Here is a 17,592-nt window from a genome sequence, read left to right as displayed (position 1 = left end):
TTGACGACACCGAAGCGCGGGTCCGGAAGCTCGAAACCATGCCCAGCACGTTCAACACCGGTCTGAACAGGGCACTGGCGAACGCCAAGAACCATTGCGCCCCCGATCCCCGCGCCGCACGCATCGAGACCTGGGAGGCCTGGGTCGCGGCCATGCAGATCGGATCCGCTCTGTTCCGGGCCGCCACCTCATCGGAAGACACGGTGGAATGCCTGATCTCAGGCAAGCTGCGCACGATCCGCTCCACCGGCCCGCAGCCGCCCGCCAACGCGGGCAACTGGCTCACCGCCTTCTACTTGGCGCTCGTCTGCCGCGAACGCGAACGACTCACAGAGCTGAGCAACGTCCCGATCTCGCTGCTGCGCGAGTCCGGAGCGGTGTACGACGAGTACATCTACGACTGGGTCGACACGCTCCAGACGTACTGGAAGCAAGGTCCCGCTCTCGGCGACAAGTTGGTGGCCGCGATTGATGGCACGGATCCCGAGGTTCTGCAGGCCGCCGACCGCAGTCTGATGCTGCGTGTCCTGTATCCCCCGCTCAATCTGTTCTACCGCTTCGTCCGAGGCGACGGTGAGCGCTTCAACGTCGAACTGGTCAAGGCCCTGGAATGGCACAAGGAATACTGGACGGCAGAGGAGTCGACGGCTGCGCAGGTGAGCGGTCTCGTCGCACTGGGCCCCCTGGCCATGGCCTGCCTCGCCTACGACGGCGGCATCGCCATCGAGGTGGAGTCGGGATACATCCCCAAGTACCTGCTGGAACGCGGTCGCGTCGGCGACTTCCCTACCTGATCCCCAGCAAGGAGTGCCCGCCCACCCCCGACCAGGCCATCGACATCGTCCGCAGCCGCTACGCCCAACCCAAACCTCCGGACGGGCCCCCGCCGAATCGAACGTCCACGACATCGACATCGACATCGACATCAGAACGGAAGCGGAGAAGGAACGCGATGGAGATTCCGCGACATGAGTTCCCGACGCGAAATGTTGTGTCGGTCCTGGAACCCCATGCCAAGCGTTTCTGGCGCAACGTAGAAGCCCTTCAGAACGAACCCTCGTGGTTCTCGAACCCTCGTGGTTCTCGAACACTCTGGCCTCCGCCGTCCAGACCCTCGGCCTGCGTTGCGCGCTGGACCCGGAGGCCGACAAACTCGAGACCTGGGAAACCTGCGTCACCGCCATGCAGGTCGGCTCCGCCCTCTTCGCATCGACCCAGGCCACGACCGGCAGCATCGAGTACCGCATCGATCACAAGATGCGGACCATCCGCGCCGGCGCCCTGCCCCGCGCTCACGCCGGCAACTGGCTCAACGCCTTCTGGCTCGCCTGCATCTGCCGCGAAAAGAAACGCATGACCGAACTGTGCCAGTTCCCCGTCTCACAACTTCGCCAAGCCGACGGCGTCTTCGACGAGTACATCTACCACTGGGTGGAAGCACTGCAGGCCTACTGGCTCAAGCGCCCCGAATTCGGCGACAAACTGGTGGCCGCGGTCGACGGAACCGTCCCCGCCGTCCTACAGCACGCACCACGCGACGGCGTCCTCCAGATTATGTATCCACCCATGAATCTCCTGACCCAGCTCGCACGCGGCGACCAGGACAAGTTCAACGCCGAACTGGCCAAGGCCATCGAATGGCACAAGGACTACTGGACCCGCAACGAAGACCGCAAACTTGAATCCCAAGGCCTCATCGCCCTGGGCCCGCTGGCCCTCACCTGCCTCGCCGTCCAGGCCGGCTTCACCATCACCGTCGAGTCCGAATACCTCCCCAAACACCTCATCGCCGGCACGCGGATCAACGAATTCCCCACGTAGCCCCAACCAGACTTCCCGAGCAGCAGAACGGAAACACATGGCTCCGGACATCCCCGCCCCAGCACCACAAGGCCCACCGACCACCCCCGACCAGGCCATCGAGATCGTCCGCACCCGCTACGCCCAACCCAAACTCCCCGACGGCACCCCCGCCGAACTCCAGGTCCACGAGTTCGACATCGGCTACCTGGTGTACGCAGTCTTCCCACCCCGCACCGACCCCACCGGCCGCCCCCAGCCCGCCCCACCCGGCGGAGCCAAGATCGTGGTGTCGAAGGAGACCGGTGAAACCGTCACCGTCCCCAACTACCCGATCGAGCAGGCCATCGCGCTGTACCGAAAGAACCGCACGCGCAACACATGACGGCCGGGCAGGCCCACCCGGGCAAGCCCTCCGCACCGCTCTCCCTCGACCGCCCCACCACCCCAACCAGGACTGATACCCATGGCCGGCGCACCCGATGGCTACGCACCGCACCCCTACATAGGCGGCCGCACTGCAGTGCTGCGCGCCCTCGCCGCCTGGCGGGCGGAGTGGCCGGGCACCCCGCGCGTCCTGGTCCTGACGGGAGACCCGGGCAGTGGTCGATCACATCTGCTCACCGGGTTCCTGATGCTCTGCGACCCCGAGTACCGCAAGCGGCTCCCCCTGGACGACCTCGACCCGTCGACCGTGCCGCCCGAGCGGCCCGCGCCCGCCGTGCCGGGGGCGGCCGGGATGACCGCGGCCCAGGTCGTCTGGCTTCTCGTCGATCATTTCGGCCTGGAGGCCGACGACGTATCGGGCGTATTCACCGAGCTGGCCGCCCTCGCGGGCCCCGTGACCGTGGTAGTGCCGGACGTCGACCGGGCCGGACCGGTACGCACTACGGGCGAACCAGCCCGGCTCACGCAAGAGGTACTCAAGCCTCTCGCCGCGATCGAGACGGTCCACCTGCTCACTGAGTTGCCTCGCCGGCTCGCAGACGAGTTCGCAGCCGGCCTCCCTGTCGGCACCGTGCAGGTCATCGATCTCGATGCACCGCAATGGGCAGACCCGCAGGGCCTGGTGCTGCAGGCCGAGGCTCTGCTCAGCCCTCAACTCGGCGCACGGGACATGCCGTTCACCACCGACGCCACGACGCGACGGTCTCTCGCCGAGGCGATCGGACGCCGAGCCGGGACCAGTCCGCTCACCGTAGAACTCGCCGTGCAGAGCATCCTGACGAGTCCGGGTACCGTCGCCCCGCGCGACGATGCCCTCCTCCCCTCGTCCATCGGCCAGGCACTCGACCTGCACGCCCGCCGCCTCGGAGCCGACCCGCAGACACTGCGAGACCTCCTGGCGCCTCTGGCCCTCGCGGAGGGCGACGGTCTGCCCGTCGACATCTGGGCGCAGCTCGTCAACGCCGTTGCAGGCAAGGACATGAGCGGGGTCATCGCGGGCAGCAGCGCGCTGACCGGACCGTTCGTCCAATCGCTTCAGTCGGACGGGGACGGCGGCACACGTACGCTGCTCCAGCTCCTGCACCCGGCCATCGGTGACGAGATCCGTGCCGGTCTGCCGAACGTCCGCGCGGCTCAGACCCAGATCGCGATGGCCCTGCTGGAGGCCGTACCGGAGCAGGACTGGAGCAAGGCCGACCCCTACGTACGCGACCACATCGCGGGCCACACCCTGGAAGCGGGCCTGCTGCCCCAACTCCTCACGGACCCAGGGCTGTTCGTACACGCCGACCCGGTGCCGCTACGCGCCGCCGTCGAAGCCATCCCGACCGATGAGCTCGGCGCACCGGCCCGTACATACCTGCGTACGGCCCCCCTGCTGACCCGCACCCAGGCACCCGCCGTGCTGCGCGCCGCCCTCCTGGAGACCGCGTTCGTCGAGGACAGCCTGCCCGACTACGCCGACGCCATCCACCGGCTCGGCCTCGACCTGCCCTGGCAGACCGTGTGGAGCCTGCCCGTCCCCGGCATCACCGCCGTGACCGTCGGCAGCCTGCCCCGTCCCCGGGGGCAGGCCACCCCCGTCGCCGTTCTCGTCGTTCCCGCGGGTACGCCCGGCGCGCACTCGGTCGGCGAACCCGGCGGCACGTCCCATTCCGCGGTACTCGTCCACGGCCTCCTACGGACGGACGACCTCGGCGACACCGACACCGCCCCCGACCCGACGCAGGTCCTGCGACCCTCCGAGGAGGAGCGGGCCACCGCCCCACTGGGGCTGAGCCGCGGCGCCGACTACCTGCGCGTCTGGAACCGGGCGAGCGAGGAGGTCGTGGCCACGCTGATCTCGGACACGCCCTTCACCACCGCCGACCTGTCCCCCGACGGCATCCTCCTCGTCGCCACCGAACGCGGAACGAAGGCCCTCCGCATCCACCGGACGGACCCGACGACAGCCTCGTAGCGGACGCAACCCTACGCACCGCAGGGTCAGCCATCCCAACCGCCCGAAACGACCTACATGAGTACGGAGTTCGCAAGGGCGCAGAGGCCACAGCCCAGCAGGCCGCCGAAAAGCAGGCTGACGCCGGTGATGGCCATCCCACGCCGCATAGGGCGTCTACCGGAACGGAATGCGGAGCTCAGCATGAACAGCGCCACGCCGAACATCGCCGCAGCGACGCACCAATACCGCGCGCCCTCGACGTAGAACGACACGTAGGTGCCGCGGTCGAACGACACCGGGCTGAAGGCCACCGCCTGAACCTTCTCGCCCTCGTCGTAGTCCGCACCGGGCTCGAAGTCCTCCACGTCGTAGCGGAGCCCGCCATCGTCGGAACGGAAGGTGCCGGAGCACTCCACGTCCTCCCCGCTGACATCCTTGCCGCAATGCTCGATGGTGATCGTCCCGGGCGTGCCGTCGGCCACCTTCCCGGGGCCTTCCTCATAGCCCGCGCCGATGAGGACCAGGCCGAAGAGCAGGATGAGGACGCCCAGCACCCCGGCCCCTACGCGGCCGCCGACGCCCCGTTTCGCGGCAGCGGGACCGGCGTCGGACCCTCCCGTTCCGACCTTCCGCAGGTTCCCTCCGACGCTCGCGTCCGTCTTCAACTCTGTCCCGCTCCTCTGCGTGGTGCTCGTGTGGCCCGCCTGGCTCCGAAGATCTTGGCGAGGTCGGTTCGTGCAGGTCAAGCTGCTTGGATCGGCCGAAGCGGAAGCGAAACCGACTGGCTGGGTCCCTACCGGTCGAGCCCCAAGTGCAGGCCCGCACTTCCCCGCCCCGGCCCGCACCCTGTCGTGCCTGCCCCTCGGCGCCCTCCACGCGGCCCACTCTGGCTCCGACAACCCCCTCCTGATCTCACTGATAGCTTGCTGCTCCTGCCAGTTCGCTCCGTGGGGGAATCAATGAGCCAGCCGCCGTTCCAACCGCCACCGCCGCCGGCACAGCCACCGCAGAACCCCTACAACCCGTACACCCAGCCCGCCCCACCGCACCAGCCACCGGGTTTCGGACCGCCGCCTGCCCCTGGGCAGCCCCCGATGCAGGTCGGACCGCCGCCTGTCCCGGGGCAGCCGCCGGTGCAACCGATGTACCCAATGCAGCCCGGACCGCCGTTCCAGGCGCCCCCCTTCGGACAGCAGCCGAACGCGAGCGGGCATCCCGTCGGCGCGGTCCTCCTCGGGTTCTTCGTCTCTGTCGTCGTCTCGCTGCTCTACAGCGGTCTCGTCCTGGCCACGTACAAGGATCTGTCGCTCACCGCGGCCAACACCCTCTACCTGGCCCACGCGCTCCTCAACGGAGTGATTGTCGGCGCCTTGGTCGGCTCGGTGGCTCACCGCAGCAACGGCGCCCAGATCGGTGGGGCCGTCATCGCCGCGCTCGGCGCCTTCTTCGGCTACGCCAACGCCCTCCCGCTCATCATCGCCGAGAGCCAATCGCCCACCGCTGTCTGGGACATGTTCGAGTACGAGCCCTTCTTCCCGGCCAAGGCCTGGTGGAACGACCAAACCGGCGGCGGAGTCGACTGGTTCTCCCCGCTCGGCCTCGTGGTCGCCGCAGCCGCCGCCTGGGGCCTCGCCTACGTCGTCGGTAACAAGCGCCGTCAGGTGTGACTCTTCGCCAGGTACTGGTCCGGGCCGCCGCCAGAGGCCCGGTCGGTAGCCCGGCACCTGACACCGCGCCTGATGGGCCGCCTCGGACGCGCGGACGGCCTGGTCTTCCTCCTCGCGGGCCTCGCCCTGAGCGGATGGGGTGCGTACGAGGGGGCGTACCTGGCGGGATGGGCGGGCACGCACGGCACCCTGACGGTGCAGCAGTGCGAGGTGAGCTACCCCAACACGGCACCCTCACATCGACTGACAGCTCGGCGTGGGCCTCGATGGAGCCAGGGTGTCCTTCCTGGTCAGCTACTTCTTCTTACCGGCTTCGTTGGCACGAGAAAAACGGCTTCGGACAACTGCCTTCAGTCGACCTGTCTCAGCGGAAAGTGGGGTTGTCGCCGAGACTCGCCAACGCTACTGCGATACAGGCGACAGCCATCGCCCAACGGGTGCGACCGATCCGGGCGAGCACAGCACCCGAACCGCTGACGACGACGCCAACGGCATACGTGACGACCCAGACACCCACCGCGTCGCCCCTGCCAAGACGTACGACGATGAGGACGAGGCACATGACGGCGACCAACCCGGCGAACGCCACGTACATCCGACGTGCCTGCCGCGCGTCGCGCCGCCGTCCCTCCACGAGCCCCAGTCGGCCCTGAGCCTGGAACTGTGTCCGCAGCTCGTCCGCGCCACCCCCGGAAGAAAGTGGCTGTCCATCCGTCCTGTCCGGCCTGTTCGCCGCCTCACCGTCATGCGTTGTCATGGCAGCGGAGCCTAGCGGTCGACGCCATGCCTGACGGGGGCGCGGAGACGTTCCCTGCCCCCCCGCCTCATGGCGTGTTCCCACGGGCTCTCCCCTCCCCTCCACTGCCACTGTCGTACGCACCGGCCGGCGAGCCTCGCGGCGGATGATTCCCTCTGGCAGCGCGCTCACGACGATCAGACGATCAGTGGCCTTGTCCTGTTCGACGGCATTGCGACAACCGCTGGGTTCGGAGAGGGTGGGCCCGGCTTCGTATGTAGGCGACCGAGGTCACGCGCAAGCTCTGACGCCGCTCAGTTCAGGACCACCGTCAGCACCGCGAACCAGGCGACCTCGACGGCGAGGGCGCCGAGCGACCACGGCCACTCACGACGTCGATAGCCCCTGATCGCGCCCGTCGCGGCCGCTGCCATCAGCAGCGAACCGACGACACCGACGAAGATGCCTCCGCCTACGAACAGCAGGGCGAGGGAGCCGAGACCAGTCATCGCCGCGAGCAGCAGCGAGAGCCCCAGGACGTTGATCCTGATCCGGTGCCACACCTCGGCGCGGGGTTCCTGGCCGTACGCCGCGGACAACGGGGACCGGTTCAGTTCCCCCTGGAGGTCATCATTATTTCGGTTCGGCATGTGGGGTAACGTACCGCAGGGCCAGAATCGGACACGGGATGCATACATGGGATTCGACGTTCAACCGGATGATCTCGACAGCTATGCCTCGCAGGTGGGAAGAGCCGCCGAGGACTTCCAGCACACCGGTCGTTACGCCCAGCAGCACGGCAATGTGGCGGTGTCCAACGAAGGCCTCTTCGGCCTGATCGCGGGGGCGCACAGCGGCGTCCTGGAACGCGTGAGCGCGGCGCTCACCAAGGCGGAGTCCGTGCTGCGTGCCTCCGAGAAGGAACTGTCCAAGAGCGCCACGTACTACCGCGAGACCGATCACGGCAACGCGGCCGGGCTCGACGCCACCTACCCCACCAGCAAGCGCTGATCGCCGCTCACATGCCTGGAGGATGCTGAGTGTCCGGGTTCACCGACACCGCCGAGCCGACGAGCCGTCTGACGCCGCCCAATACGCCCGAGGAGTTCTCGCAGGGCGCGCTGCTCGATCTCTTCAATGACGCCAGCGACCTGGTGAGCCCCACGTATTGGATCACCGAGGCGTACAACGCAGTCTTCGGATTCAATCCGCTCGACGAAGTGATCCAGTGGTTCGCGGGTGACTGGGAGTCCTTCGCCAAGTGTGCCGAAGTGTGGCAGAACATCGGCAAGGCCTGCGACGACATCGCGAACAATCTCAGCTCCGGTAACAAGGCGCTGGATTCGACGTGGAACGGCAACGCCGCCGACTCGGCCTACGTGTACTTCGACGAACTGGCCAAGAACCTCAACCAGAGCGGTCAGACCTTCGATTCCCTGGCCGACACCTACAAGTACCTCGCGCACGCCGCGTACTCGGCCGCGGAGGGCATCAAGGGCTATATCGGCGGAATCATCGACGGTCTGATCATCGTGGGCATCGAGTTGGCCGCCGGCACCTTGCTGTCGTGGACCGGCGCGGGCGCCCTCATCGGCTACGGCCTCGCCGCCCTCGAGGTCACCCGGATCCTGAAGATGTGGGGTGAGGCCACCCAGATGTTCGGCACTGCCCAAGCCATCGTCAACGGCGGGGTGGGCACACTCGAGGGCCTCGGCGCGGCCGTCTACAGCCACCTCCAGAACTTCCCCGAGGTCGGCGCCACCTATGACAATCCAGCCGTCGCTTAGGACGCGGGCGAAAGGAAGCGCAAAGCATGGCCGACCAGGAACGTCAGATCGGCGATGCCGACCTGACGGACATCACGCATGACGAGGTCCGGGCCAGGGCCCTGCGCAAATCGCTTCAGCGGCTGGCAGACAGCCAGTCGGGCAACGGCGCCCTGCAGGAGATGGCCCGGGAGGTTCTCTCCGGCCGCATCGGCCTGCGTGAGGCGCTGCGCGTCGGGCCGTACTCCGAGGCACTCGGCGAGCGCATCGCCCAGGCGCGCGAAGCGTACGAGCAGCAGTCCCCGGAGGAACGGGAGCAGCAGCGGACCGAAGCCCTCCGCTATCTCGAGGCGCAGCGCGAGGAGATCGAACAGGAGCGGCAGGAACAACAGGCAACCCGCCCCGGCACCCGACACAGCGGCCGCGACTGGCGACTCTAGTACTGCGACGAACTCCCGTGCCCCGTCGGCGAGTTGCTGTCGCGGGGGAGAAGAAGCGCGCCGTCGCGCCGGGCAGGGACCCCGACAGCCCCGAAGGCCCTCTGCGCGGGGACGTGTGGCAAGGCACGGTCGCCGTCACCGGCTTGGGCACGCCCGACATCATCATGGTCCAGCTGGTGACGCCCGCTCTCCATCTCGCGGACGTGTACCAGGACATCCTTCTCGGGGTTGCCCGTACGTTGACGTTCACCGACCCGACGAAGCCGGAGCCGACACCGGACAGCGAGCCGCGGGCGGGCTCAGTCGAGGCAGCCATGCGCAACGACTTCGGATAAGGACGAAACCCTCTCATGAACAATCCGCCCGTGGCACCCGACGTTACGCAGGTGCTCAAGCACAACCGCACGCTGCTGTACAGGCACATCGCCACGCGCCTCGCACTCGCCGTGGTCCTGTTCGCGGTGCCGTTCGTGGCGCACCTGGTCGGCTATGGCGCCGCCCTGCCCGCGTTCGGTATCCCGGCCGCCTTGTTCGTGCTGATCTTCCTGGCACTCCGGCTGCGCCACGGGTCGCGGCTCGGGGTATGCGAGAAGGTGCTGCACACCTACCCCCTGGAGTACCGCGATCGGGTGTCCAAGAAGGGCTCCGAGTGGAAGTACAAGAGCACGGTCATGTCCATGAACTGCAACCCTAGCCGTCTGTCCCCAGTACCGGTTATCACTCGGGCGCCACCCCTGTTTTCTGGTCCGCCAAGCCCGGTGCTGTCCCGTACGGCCGTTCACCGCAGGTGGCCGAGGAAGGCGCTCCAAGCATGGTGGCTGAAGGCGAGCACGGGGCCGGTCGGGCGCTTGCTGTCGCGTATGGGGATTATGCGAGGGAGGTCGTCCGCGACCTCGACACACTCGTTGTTGCCGCCGCTGTACGTGCTGCTGCGCCACCTCGCGCCCGACAGATCCGGCGTGCTGCGGCGTGTGGTTCTCATGGTCCCTGCTCCTTGGCCCTGCGCTGGATGAGGGCGCGGGACTCCACCGGAGAGAGAGCGGATGTGCGTGCGGCGTCGAACAGGTCCCGGTATCTCGCGACCTCTGCCTCTCGCTCCAGCCATGTGGATCCGGTCGGGTTGTCCGCCAACACCACGTCCAGCGCTCCCTCTTCGGGAAAGCCCAGCACCACGTACGGGCCGAACATACTCGCATGGGCACCACGGGAGAACGGCAGTACCTGGACGGTCACGTTGGGGCGCTCCGAAGCGTCCAGAAGATGCTGTAGCTGCGCCTTCATCACCTGCGGCCCGCCGACTTGCTGGAGCAGTACGGCCTCCGACAGAACTGCCCAGAGACGTAGAGGTGAGTCGCCGGTCAAACGCTGCTGACGAGCCAGGCGCACCTGCACGAACTTCTCGATCTCGTCCCCCGAATCCCATTGCCGTGATGCCACCGTCACGGCCCTGATGTACTCCGGGATCTGGAGCAGGCCGGGGACGAGCTGTGCCTGGAAGGTACGGATGGACTCCGCCATGGCCTCCAAGGCGATGTAGTCGCGATAGGTGTCAGCGAGGACGGAACTGTACTGGTTCCACCACCCTTGCCTGCGACGCCGGTTGGCCTTGCGGGCCAGTACGGTCAGCCGCTCACGGAGCTCGGCGTCCAACACCTGATACGCCTGCAGCATGGCCATCAGGTCGGGAAGCCGAACCGCCACCCGCCCGTTCTCGATACGGCTGATCTTGCCCTTGGTGCAGTCGAGAGCATCGGCGGCCTGGACCGTCGTCAGCCCCGCCTCCTCTCGCAACCGGCGCAACTCGTCGCCGAGTTGGCGCCCGAGGACGGTCGATGGGTTTGGGGTGACGCTCTTGACAAGCATGCCAACACATTTAGCAGAGCAACAGGTCCGGCGAAACGTCCCTAACTCGAAAGAGGGAATATCGACATCAACTCAAATGGAAACGTTGCAGACTCGCCCGGTGCGCATCCATCCTGCTGCCCATGGACACCGGCGTCCCGCTGCCTAACTGGCCTTCTCTGTAGGGGATCCCGGTCGAACGTCGACTCCCTTGGGGGCTGCCAGTGGCCGTACCGAACCAAGTCTCTTTCCGGCTACCCCGTCGCCGCAGCAGCGTTCCCAGAGCGCGGGCCTTGCTCTACGCGATGCTCCGAGACTGGCTCATCGATCAAGAAGTCCTCGACTCGGCGGAGTTGGTCCTGTCGGAACTGGTAACCAACGCCCTACGGGCTCGGGCACCACGCGACCGCCAAGTCGGTGTGCACATCACACACTCGGAGGAGGACGGGCTGCTGCGGCTGGAGGTGTGCGACGCCGGGGAAGGCCGACCAGAGGTGCGGAACCCCAGCGAGGACGACGCCGGCGGACGCGGGCTGCTGCTGGTGGAGGCGCTGACCCACCGCTGGGGTGTACAGGAACGCGAAGGCGATATTGGGAAGACGGTCTGGGCGGAGATCAAAGCCCCGAACATCGCGGCCGTCCAGGTCGAGAGAGAGATCGCGGCCGTAACGCTCCACGCCGGAGATGAGGTCAAGCTGCGGGGAGCGTGGCGAACAGTCCGCAGTGTCCAGGGCGAGCGGTCTACCTCGGGCGGGTTCGTCATGGTGCTGCGGCTGGATTACGGCCCTACGGTGCGCCTGGACGCCGCCGAGCCGCTGATCATGCGGAGTGGAGGGCGACATGGTCAGTGCGGCTCCGCGGGAGACGGTGCAAAGTGAGTGGCCGAGCGGCTCCGCTGTCGGACTGCGTCAGTCGGCGACCCGCGCACCGATGGCCCGGGCGCGGCGGCGGGCTTCAGGGCTGAGACCTTTGCGGCGGGGGGAGGTGCGGTGGTTGAACGCGCTGGGCTGGGCAGCGTAAGTCAGCGTCTTCAGACCGGTTTTGGCGATTACGCAAGCGAAGCGGGGGTCGCCCGCGTACCACAGGTCACCGTCGAAGCCCTTGCGTGCGATGCGGTCCCAGGGCCGGAAGAAGAATCCGGAGATCTTCGGCGACACCGTCTTCTCCGGCCGGTCGGGATCGGGCAGGACGAAAGAAGCCTTGCGCCCCCGTGCGTCGTACCGAACGCCACCGGGCTGCTGACGCCAGGGGTAGACCGTCAGGATCCGGCGCATCCGCCCGAATCTGCACAGCTTGATGAGCGACATGACGGCGTTGTACATGAGCACGGCCAGCACGACCGTCATGGGCACCACTGCCCCCACGGGCAGCAGCCCGGCCGTGACGAACACCGCACCCCACCACAGCGCCACCCAGCCGAGGAACCTGGCCAGCTGCCCTGCGGCCCAGCGGGACAGGGCACTGGCGGTGCCGGGTCCCTCCCAGGCCACCGGGCCATCGAAGCCGCCCTTGTTGTTCAGGTTCATGCTCACTCGTCGCTCACCTCGGTCAGCCGAAGTCGGCCGTGATGCTGTCCTTGATGCTGTCGGAACTTCCGTCGTGCTTGTCCCCGCGTAGTGTCCGCTCGATGTCCGGCAGCGGATTGTGGAAAGCCACGGTGTGCGCGATGCCTTTCATCAGGTCGCGGTAGTGCCCACGGGCGGAGACGGCCGTGGTGCTCAGCGCGAGGACCGCCAGCTGCGCCCCGGACGGCGCCGGAATGTAGACATCGCACTGGTAGAGATCCTTTGCGGACATGCCCGCCACGGCGGGCACGGTCACGAGGGTGTCGCAGAACGACCCGGGACGGCCTCCGGGCAACGTCAGGAGCTCCACGTTCGTCGCGTTTTCCCGCAGGGAGACCGCGCGTACCGCAGTGAGCTTCGGCGGCGCCCACTCGATGTCCCGCAGCGCCGCCGTGACCACGGAGACCGCCGATGAGCCGTCATCCGCGAAGTGCATGCCGAGGGAGCAGCCGATGACACCCTCGCTGCGCATCTGGGCGACCATGAAGCGCATGTCCCGCAGCGCACCCACATAACGGTCGTGCTGCTCCTCGGGCACGCAGCTCAGGATCAGCGCCATGACGTTCATGAACTGCTCTTCGTGCTCCGTGCCCGGATCCGGGTCGAGCGCTTCGAGCGGTACGTCGACGTAGCCGTCGGGCAGCGCGTACCAGAGCTTGGCGCTCGTGTCCCGGGCCGAGTCATCGATCACCAGGCGCAGCGGCTTCTCCTCGGTGTTCTCCGACATCTCCGCGTTCTCCGCGTTCGCCACGTTCTCCGTCATCGCAGCACCGCCCGCAGCGTGGCCTGGATGGGGCCGATCGCCCCGGGCGCGTCGAAGATGCCGGCACGGCCGCCGTCGATACCCGTGGCTCCGTCCTTGCCGGGCTGGAGCGCGTCGATCTGGTCGGCCGCGAGCCCGAACCCGGCCGTGGCCACACCGGCGACGGGTGAGGCGTAGGCCAGTGCCTTGGTGAGGCCTTCGCCTCCGCCCACGCCCCGGACGATCAGGTTTCCGATGGGACCGGCGTCCGTCGCGCTGGGCATCAGCCGCCCGGCGGCCGTGACGGTGTCATCGCCGAACCGGCCGAGGAACTGGCCCACGCTCACCGACTCGCTCGCGAAACGGGTCGACTGAATCGCACCGTTGAGACCGCGCGTCACGGCGCCCACAGCCGGCACCGCGCCCAGCGCGTCGCCGGCGAGCCCGATGGAGTTCTCCCAGAAGTCGGAGTCGAGCTCACCCTTGGTGATGCCGTCCCAAAGCGAGGCGCGCACCTGGGGGTTGGAGAGCCTGGACGCCATGGTGGCCAGGCTGAGGGCGCCCGCGGCGAGCAGGAACGCGATCCCGAACGGCCCCGTGCACAGCAGTGCGAGCAACCCCGCCACCGCAGCCAACACACTGAGAATGTTGGTGAGGTTGTCCCCGATCCAGCTGAGCGCCTTGCTCAGCCATCCCGGCTCCTCGGGCGCCAGATCCTTCGTGGAGTCCTTCAGCTTCGACGCGAGGTCCCGTGCCTCTGCCTCGTGCGTCCCCTCCAGCTCCCGCGCCTTCCGCATCACCTCGTCCAAGGCGCCCTGCGCGTTGTTGACGGCGGTGACGGCGTCGTTGAGCCGCGCGGTGGCCGCGTTCAGGCGGGTCTGGGCGGCCTCCAGCTCCGAGCCTTCGGCGAACGTCTGCCCCGCGAGCTTCAGGTCCGGGTCCTGCTTGGCCGTCTCGTGCTGGGAGTTGGCGGTCTTCAGGTCGCCCTTGTGGTCGGCCGCCTCGACGTCGTACTTGTGCGCCAGCTCCCTGCGGCCGGTCAGACCGCCGTGCCACGTGCCGAGGTGACCGGCGGCCAGGGTCAGGGACTGGTGGGCGTCCTTCATGTACTTCGGCAGGTCGCCGTCGAGGGCCTCGCGGAAGCCCACGGCGGCGTCGCCCTCCCAGAAGCTGGACTCGCCGAGCAGCTTGTCGATCTTCTGATACGCGGTCTGCAGCGCGCTCGCCGAATTGTTGAGCTGGGTGCGGAGCTTCTCGACTTCACCCGGCTGTCCCGGCACGGGATTCCACCCGAGGTGCACATACGGATTCTGTGCCACCGTGATCACTTCCCCGCAGCCGCGGCGCGCTTGAAGCTCTCCTCCAGGGAGGTCTCCACTTCGCGGTAGTTGTCCGTGTTCTTCTGGAGGCCTTCGGTGAGCTTGCCGATGCGCTCCTTGATCTGCTCGTTGCCGTACTTCCAGCGCTCCTGGAACGCGTCGCACGCCTCGTCCAGCTCCGGCGTCCCGATCTGGTCGGCTCGCACATGCTGGAGGGCTGTCCGCACCTGCTCAAGGGAGTCATGGGCTCCCTTGAGGTCCTTGGTGAAAGCAGCGAGCTGATCAATGTCGGTCTTGAAGTGGTCCCCCACGCAGGTCTCCCCGTTCGCGTATCGGCGGTCGCATCGGCAAGCGACAGCCGGCAGTTGAATGGGCCGATCATGCCATAGGGCGGCAAACACACCGCACTGCTCTACAACTGATGCACATCACGGCTGAGGCTGGCGGAGAGCCATCCCTACGGGTTCTACGACCTGGCCGCGGACACCGGCCGGGGCAACGTCGACCCCCACCCCGACACCGACCTCGATACCTCCACCGTCGCGGTCGCCTCGATCCGCCGCTGGTGGCAGGCCCGGGACCAGCTCGACTGGCGAGGCTCGCCATGGCATCGTTCCGATCAGCAACGTGTGAGGAAGAGCTCGAGGTCGTTGACCCCACGGTAAGCGACGACAACCGAGAGTGCTGCCCCCGCTCTTGCCAGACGGGGTGACGGCGAGCTTGCCAGCCGTCTCGGGCGCGGGGATGCCACCAGCGCCGAGGGTCGCGGAGAAGCCCGCAGGCATCGCATGCCACTTGAAACCTTCGTCCACCCACTCCAGACATGGACGTTCTCGTACGTGGCCCCCAGCAGGCACGCCCGCCTGCTGCCCCGCACTGCGTCCCAGTGACCAATCCGGCCGAAGGTCCAGATCAGCCAAGAACGCGGCTATCGCCTGTGCCCGGCCGGTGAAGCCCCTCGATCGATGCAGTAGAGATCGTTGACTAATCTGGATCTTGATATGAAGTTGAAGGTCTCAACTGCCAATGCACGGGGAATCAGATGAGTCAAGGCTTTGGCGTACAGAATGATGCACTGCGGACGTATGCCCGTCGCACCGAGCCGGACGTCGAGCGGGTCCAGCGAATACGCAACCGGATCCAGCAACTGGAGCTGTCCGCTGGCACCTTCGGCAAGCTGCCCGAGTCGGACGAGCTGAAGGCCGACTACGACGCGAAGCAGCAGGACGCAATCAAGGATTTGGGTGACGCGGCCGACGCCCTGCAGAACATCGTCGACGCGGCGCGGGCGACCGCGGACCGCTACGACGGCAACGAGCAGAACACGGCAGCCGGTTTCGGAGGCGCGTGACCGTGGACATACTCAGCCGGCTCGGCGTCAGCATCAGCGGGCCGTTCTCCGACACCCTCGACGAGATCGTCCGGGGAATCATCAAGCAGTTCGGTCTCGAGGACGACCTGGAGAAGGTCAGCGGTGACAACGAGAAACTCCTCGAGACGGCCGCCACATACCGGCAGGCGGCCCGGGACCTGCGTGGCGTCGTCCAAGACCTGGAGGCTGAGAGGGCAACACTCCTGACACAGTGGAGTGGTGAGGCCGCCGACGCGTTCCGCGCGAAGTCACTGGCGTTCGAGATGGCGCTGAACGGCGAAGCCGAGGACATGGACACCATCGCCACGCTCCTCGAAACGGCTGCGGAAGCCTGTGCCATGGCCGAGCAGCTGATGATCGATCTCATCGTCGAGATCATCGAGATGGCGTTGGCCGCGGCGGCCACGACGGCGATTCTGTCGCTCCTGACGGCCGGCGCTGCCGCCGCGATCGGACCTCTGATCGCGGCAGCCGGGATCGCCCAGAAGGCCCTGAAGGCCGTCAAGATCACTGCCAATCTGGCCGACAAGCTGAGCGACCTTGCGAAGACGCTCAAGGCGATCAAGCGGGCCGAAAAGCTCGCGAGCGAGCTCAAGAAGCTGGGCGCGGGGAAGAAGAAGGCCGAGGACGCCTACCGCATGGGGCTGGCCCGCTACCGCGGCAAGGTGGACGGCGTCGAGGCCGGCAACCAGGCCGACCTGGCCCAGTACGTCGCGTTCCAGGCCGCCAAGCGCGGCATCAAGAAGGGGATCGTCACACCGGTCATCGGCCAGGATGTGGGCGAGCCCATCCAGCGGGCGTACGACGAGTTCGCGCCCAGCGGCGCGCCTGGCGCGACACCGAAGGACGCGACGGCCTACGACCAGCAGCCCGAGTCGCGGAGTTTCGACGAGAGGATGGCCACGGCTGAGACGTCCACCCAGAAGAGAATGCGAGAGGACTTCGGGTGACCGCCGACGGGGTCGATGGACACGACATACAGGAGGGCTCGGATGACACGGGCTAGGACGGACGCCGCACTCCGGCAGTTGGCGATGGCAGCGCTCCAGGGAGACCGCGTGCTCCATCTGCAGCCCGTGGCGCGTCACTCCCGGGTGCCCAAGCCGCCGAAGGGGCGGCGGCCGGGCTCCCGCGTCCTCCCCCACGGTGGGCGCCGCCCCCGGCCTTCCGTCGGCGTACGGGTACGGGCGTGGCTGACTGGCTTCCTGGCGTGGCTTACCGACCCATTGGATTTCCTCGGCGATCTGCTTCTGATGCCATTCCGGGGGCTCTTGTGGCTCTGCCGAAGCAAGGAGAAGCGCCGTCGGGAGAAGAGACTCAACGGCGGATGGGACAGCGCGGCGGGAGGCCTGGGGATCGCTGTGTCCCTCTGGGGTGAACGCGTGCTGGTCGTCGGAGAGCAGCGAGTCAGCCTTCTGTATATCGGCGAGCGCGAGACGGAGATAGCCTGGGCCGTCCCCCGGGACCAGTTGGCCGGTGTGGAGCTTGCCGTCTGGGATGCCCACGACGAGCAGGCCACGCTGCGGTGGCACTTCGGGGATGGGTCGTGGTGCGACGTCAAGGCACAGGGCGCCGGATGGAAGTCCCTGGTCGACGCCCTGCCCGTACGCTGAGTTGGGCGACGGCCCAACCCGTGTCGGGGGGGCTGGACTTGGGTCGAGCAGTGGCTGTCGGCCCGCGTCGGTCGGCAACGCGCGCGCTTGAGGATGCGATATATGCGCCAGAGCCCGAACACGCTACGGGCATTCGACGTCATGACCCGTGTCGGCTTTGAGGTTGCTGATGAACGCTGTGAAGGGTCCGGCCGGGAAGGAGAGCGTGCCCCGAGCCCGGGCCTTCGAGTCGCGTATCGCGACTTGGGCGTGGAGGTTCGCTATCTCCACGCAGTTGTTACCGTCGCCGCTGCCTGAGTAGGACGACTTCCGCCAGTTGTCGGGGGTGGTCACGGCGCGCC

23 protein-coding genes and 1 pseudogene are annotated in these 17,592 nt (G+C 67.5%); 14 read left to right on the top strand and 10 right to left on the bottom strand.

The genetic code is table 11. The features are described from left to right. Window positions 1-38 precede the first annotated feature (38 nt). From AB0D57_RS21025 to AB0D57_RS21010, 4 genes are all read left to right on the top strand, one after another. Complete coding sequence (locus AB0D57_RS21025; protein WP_362074756.1) at window positions 39-794, top strand: immunity 49 family protein; 756 nt, start codon at window positions 39-41, stop codon at window positions 792-794. 265 nt (window positions 795-1,059) lie between these two features. Further along, a complete protein-coding gene (locus AB0D57_RS21020; protein WP_362074753.1) occupies window positions 1,060-1,821 on the top strand; it encodes an immunity 49 family protein in 762 nt (253 codons plus the stop codon). A 37-nt stretch (window positions 1,822-1,858) separates the two neighbouring features. Beyond that, entirely contained in the window at window positions 1,859-2,185 is a 327-nt protein-coding gene (locus tag AB0D57_RS21015; RefSeq protein ID WP_362074750.1) for a hypothetical protein, read from the top strand. A gap of 81 nt (window positions 2,186-2,266) precedes the next feature. Continuing rightward, window positions 2,267-4,207: an ATP-binding protein gene (locus AB0D57_RS21010; protein WP_362074747.1), complete on the top strand. Its 1,941-nt coding sequence runs from the start codon at window positions 2,267-2,269 to the stop codon at window positions 4,205-4,207. 53 nt (window positions 4,208-4,260) lie between these two features. On the opposite strand, the gene AB0D57_RS21005 is transcribed toward AB0D57_RS21010, so the two are convergent. Next, entirely contained in the window at window positions 4,261-4,743 is a 483-nt protein-coding gene (locus AB0D57_RS21005; RefSeq protein WP_362074744.1) for a hypothetical protein, read from the bottom strand. A 588-nt stretch (window positions 4,744-5,331) separates the two neighbouring features. Here AB0D57_RS21005 and AB0D57_RS21000 point away from each other — a divergent pair. After that, window positions 5,332-5,856 carry a hypothetical protein gene (locus AB0D57_RS21000; protein ID WP_362074741.1) on the top strand — a complete coding sequence of 175 codons (525 nt, stop codon included), beginning with the start codon at window positions 5,332-5,334 and terminating at the stop codon, window positions 5,854-5,856. A 364-nt stretch (window positions 5,857-6,220) separates the two neighbouring features. On the opposite strand, the gene AB0D57_RS20995 is transcribed toward AB0D57_RS21000, so the two are convergent. Further along, a complete protein-coding gene (locus tag AB0D57_RS20995; protein WP_362074738.1) occupies window positions 6,221-6,613 on the bottom strand; it encodes a hypothetical protein in 393 nt (130 codons plus the stop codon). A 293-nt stretch (window positions 6,614-6,906) separates the two neighbouring features. After that, window positions 6,907-7,242, bottom strand: coding sequence for a hypothetical protein (locus AB0D57_RS20990; protein ID WP_362074735.1), 336 nt, complete (start codon window positions 7,240-7,242; stop codon window positions 6,907-6,909). Between the two features lie 46 nt (window positions 7,243-7,288). Here AB0D57_RS20990 and AB0D57_RS20985 point away from each other — a divergent pair, with 46 nt between their 5' ends. Genes AB0D57_RS20985 through AB0D57_RS20970 form a run of 4 tightly spaced genes read left to right on the top strand, consistent with a single transcriptional unit; the run spans window position 7,289 to window position 9,133 of the window. After that, a complete protein-coding gene (locus AB0D57_RS20985) occupies window positions 7,289-7,603 on the top strand; it encodes a type VII secretion target (RefSeq protein ID WP_362074732.1) in 315 nt (104 codons plus the stop codon). A gap of 29 nt (window positions 7,604-7,632) precedes the next feature. Continuing rightward, window positions 7,633-8,379 (top strand): hypothetical protein, encoded by a 747-nt coding sequence (locus AB0D57_RS20980; RefSeq protein WP_362074729.1) that lies wholly within the window; start codon window positions 7,633-7,635, stop codon window positions 8,377-8,379. Window positions 8,380-8,405: 26 nt separating this feature from the next. Continuing rightward, the gene (locus tag AB0D57_RS20975; RefSeq protein ID WP_362074726.1) at window positions 8,406-8,798 is read left to right on the top strand and encodes a hypothetical protein; all 393 of its coding nucleotides are present in this window, start codon (window positions 8,406-8,408) and stop codon (window positions 8,796-8,798) included. A 17-nt stretch (window positions 8,799-8,815) separates the two neighbouring features. After that, entirely contained in the window at window positions 8,816-9,133 is a 318-nt protein-coding gene (locus AB0D57_RS20970) for a hypothetical protein (protein ID WP_362074723.1), read from the top strand. A gap of 443 nt (window positions 9,134-9,576) precedes the next feature. Here the strand turns inward: AB0D57_RS20970 and AB0D57_RS20965 are convergent, their stop codons facing one another. Both AB0D57_RS20965 and AB0D57_RS20960 read right to left on the bottom strand, forming a co-directional pair. Next, window positions 9,577-9,780: a DUF397 domain-containing protein gene (locus AB0D57_RS20965; protein ID WP_362074720.1), complete on the bottom strand. Its 204-nt coding sequence runs from the start codon at window positions 9,778-9,780 to the stop codon at window positions 9,577-9,579. After that, on the bottom strand, window positions 9,777-10,661 hold the full coding sequence (locus AB0D57_RS20960; protein ID WP_362074717.1) for a helix-turn-helix transcriptional regulator: 885 nt from the start codon (window positions 10,659-10,661) through the stop codon (window positions 9,777-9,779). Before AB0D57_RS20960 ends, AB0D57_RS20965 begins: the two co-directional genes overlap by 4 nt. 203 nt (window positions 10,662-10,864) lie before the next feature. On the opposite strand from AB0D57_RS20960, the gene AB0D57_RS20955 reads away from it, so the two are divergent. After that, entirely contained in the window at window positions 10,865-11,518 is a 654-nt protein-coding gene (locus tag AB0D57_RS20955) for an ATP-binding protein (protein WP_362074714.1), read from the top strand. Window positions 11,519-11,548: 30 nt separating this feature from the next. Here AB0D57_RS20955 and AB0D57_RS20950 read toward each other — a convergent pair whose 3' ends face one another. The 4 genes from AB0D57_RS20950 to AB0D57_RS20935 are packed head-to-tail and all read right to left on the bottom strand — an operon-like array spanning window position 11,549 to window position 14,577. After that, window positions 11,549-12,172, bottom strand: coding sequence for a hypothetical protein (locus tag AB0D57_RS20950; RefSeq protein ID WP_362074711.1), 624 nt, complete (start codon window positions 12,170-12,172; stop codon window positions 11,549-11,551). A gap of 16 nt (window positions 12,173-12,188) precedes the next feature. Beyond that, window positions 12,189-12,968, bottom strand: coding sequence for a hypothetical protein (locus AB0D57_RS20945; RefSeq protein ID WP_362074708.1), 780 nt, complete (start codon window positions 12,966-12,968; stop codon window positions 12,189-12,191). Continuing rightward, window positions 12,965-14,266 carry a hypothetical protein gene (locus AB0D57_RS20940; RefSeq protein ID WP_362074705.1) on the bottom strand — a complete coding sequence of 434 codons (1,302 nt, stop codon included), beginning with the start codon at window positions 14,264-14,266 and terminating at the stop codon, window positions 12,965-12,967. Before AB0D57_RS20940 ends, AB0D57_RS20945 begins: the two co-directional genes overlap by 4 nt. A 5-nt stretch (window positions 14,267-14,271) precedes the next feature. Beyond that, entirely contained in the window at window positions 14,272-14,577 is a 306-nt protein-coding gene (locus AB0D57_RS20935) for a hypothetical protein (protein WP_362074702.1), read from the bottom strand. A 144-nt stretch (window positions 14,578-14,721) separates the two neighbouring features. On the opposite strand from AB0D57_RS20935, the pseudogene AB0D57_RS20930 reads away from it, so the two are divergent. From AB0D57_RS20930 to AB0D57_RS20915, 4 genes and pseudogenes are all read left to right on the top strand, one after another. Further along, window positions 14,722-14,844, top strand: a pseudogene (locus AB0D57_RS20930) (hypothetical protein); the annotation flags it as partial. A 464-nt stretch (window positions 14,845-15,308) separates the two neighbouring features. Then, complete coding sequence (locus AB0D57_RS20925; RefSeq protein WP_362074699.1) at window positions 15,309-15,617, top strand: hypothetical protein; 309 nt, start codon at window positions 15,309-15,311, stop codon at window positions 15,615-15,617. Between the two features lie 2 nt (window positions 15,618-15,619). After that, on the top strand, window positions 15,620-16,588 hold the full coding sequence (locus tag AB0D57_RS20920) for a WXG100 family type VII secretion target (RefSeq protein WP_362074696.1): 969 nt from the start codon (window positions 15,620-15,622) through the stop codon (window positions 16,586-16,588). Between the two features lie 432 nt (window positions 16,589-17,020). Next, the gene (locus AB0D57_RS20915) at window positions 17,021-17,251 is read left to right on the top strand and encodes a hypothetical protein (RefSeq protein ID WP_362074693.1); all 231 of its coding nucleotides are present in this window, start codon (window positions 17,021-17,023) and stop codon (window positions 17,249-17,251) included. A 123-nt stretch (window positions 17,252-17,374) separates the two neighbouring features. On the opposite strand, the gene AB0D57_RS20910 is transcribed toward AB0D57_RS20915, so the two are convergent. Then, entirely contained in the window at window positions 17,375-17,584 is a 210-nt protein-coding gene (locus AB0D57_RS20910; RefSeq protein ID WP_362074690.1) for a DUF397 domain-containing protein, read from the bottom strand. Window positions 17,585-17,592: the final 8 nt, after the last annotated feature.

The sequence above is a fragment of the Streptomyces sp. NPDC048275 genome (assembly GCF_040652275.1).
In the GTDB taxonomy this organism is placed as follows: domain Bacteria; phylum Actinomycetota; class Actinomycetes; order Streptomycetales; family Streptomycetaceae; genus Streptomyces.
This window is presented reverse-complemented; position numbering and strand designations above follow the sequence as displayed.

Coding starts and splice junctions, on each gene's coding strand:
- AB0D57_RS20965 (WP_362074720.1), bottom strand. CDS start 9,780: ATGAGAACCACACGCCGCAGCACGCCGGATCTGTCGGGCGCGAGGTGG.
- AB0D57_RS21025 (WP_362074756.1), top strand. CDS start 39: ATGCCCAGCACGTTCAACACCGGTCTGAACAGGGCACTGGCGAACGCC.
- AB0D57_RS20925 (WP_362074699.1), top strand. CDS start 15,309: ATGAGTCAAGGCTTTGGCGTACAGAATGATGCACTGCGGACGTATGCC.
- AB0D57_RS21010 (WP_362074747.1), top strand. CDS start 2,267: ATGGCCGGCGCACCCGATGGCTACGCACCGCACCCCTACATAGGCGGC.
- AB0D57_RS20945 (WP_362074708.1), bottom strand. CDS start 12,968: ATGACGGAGAACGTGGCGAACGCGGAGAACGCGGAGATGTCGGAGAAC.
- AB0D57_RS21000 (WP_362074741.1), top strand. CDS start 5,332: ATGTACCCAATGCAGCCCGGACCGCCGTTCCAGGCGCCCCCCTTCGGA.
- AB0D57_RS20975 (WP_362074726.1), top strand. CDS start 8,406: ATGGCCGACCAGGAACGTCAGATCGGCGATGCCGACCTGACGGACATC.
- AB0D57_RS20990 (WP_362074735.1), bottom strand. CDS start 7,242: ATGCCGAACCGAAATAATGATGACCTCCAGGGGGAACTGAACCGGTCC.
- AB0D57_RS20985 (WP_362074732.1), top strand. CDS start 7,289: ATGGGATTCGACGTTCAACCGGATGATCTCGACAGCTATGCCTCGCAG.
- AB0D57_RS20960 (WP_362074717.1), bottom strand. CDS start 10,661: ATGCTTGTCAAGAGCGTCACCCCAAACCCATCGACCGTCCTCGGGCGC.
- AB0D57_RS21015 (WP_362074750.1), top strand. CDS start 1,859: ATGGCTCCGGACATCCCCGCCCCAGCACCACAAGGCCCACCGACCACC.
- AB0D57_RS20995 (WP_362074738.1), bottom strand. CDS start 6,613: ATGACAACGCATGACGGTGAGGCGGCGAACAGGCCGGACAGGACGGAT.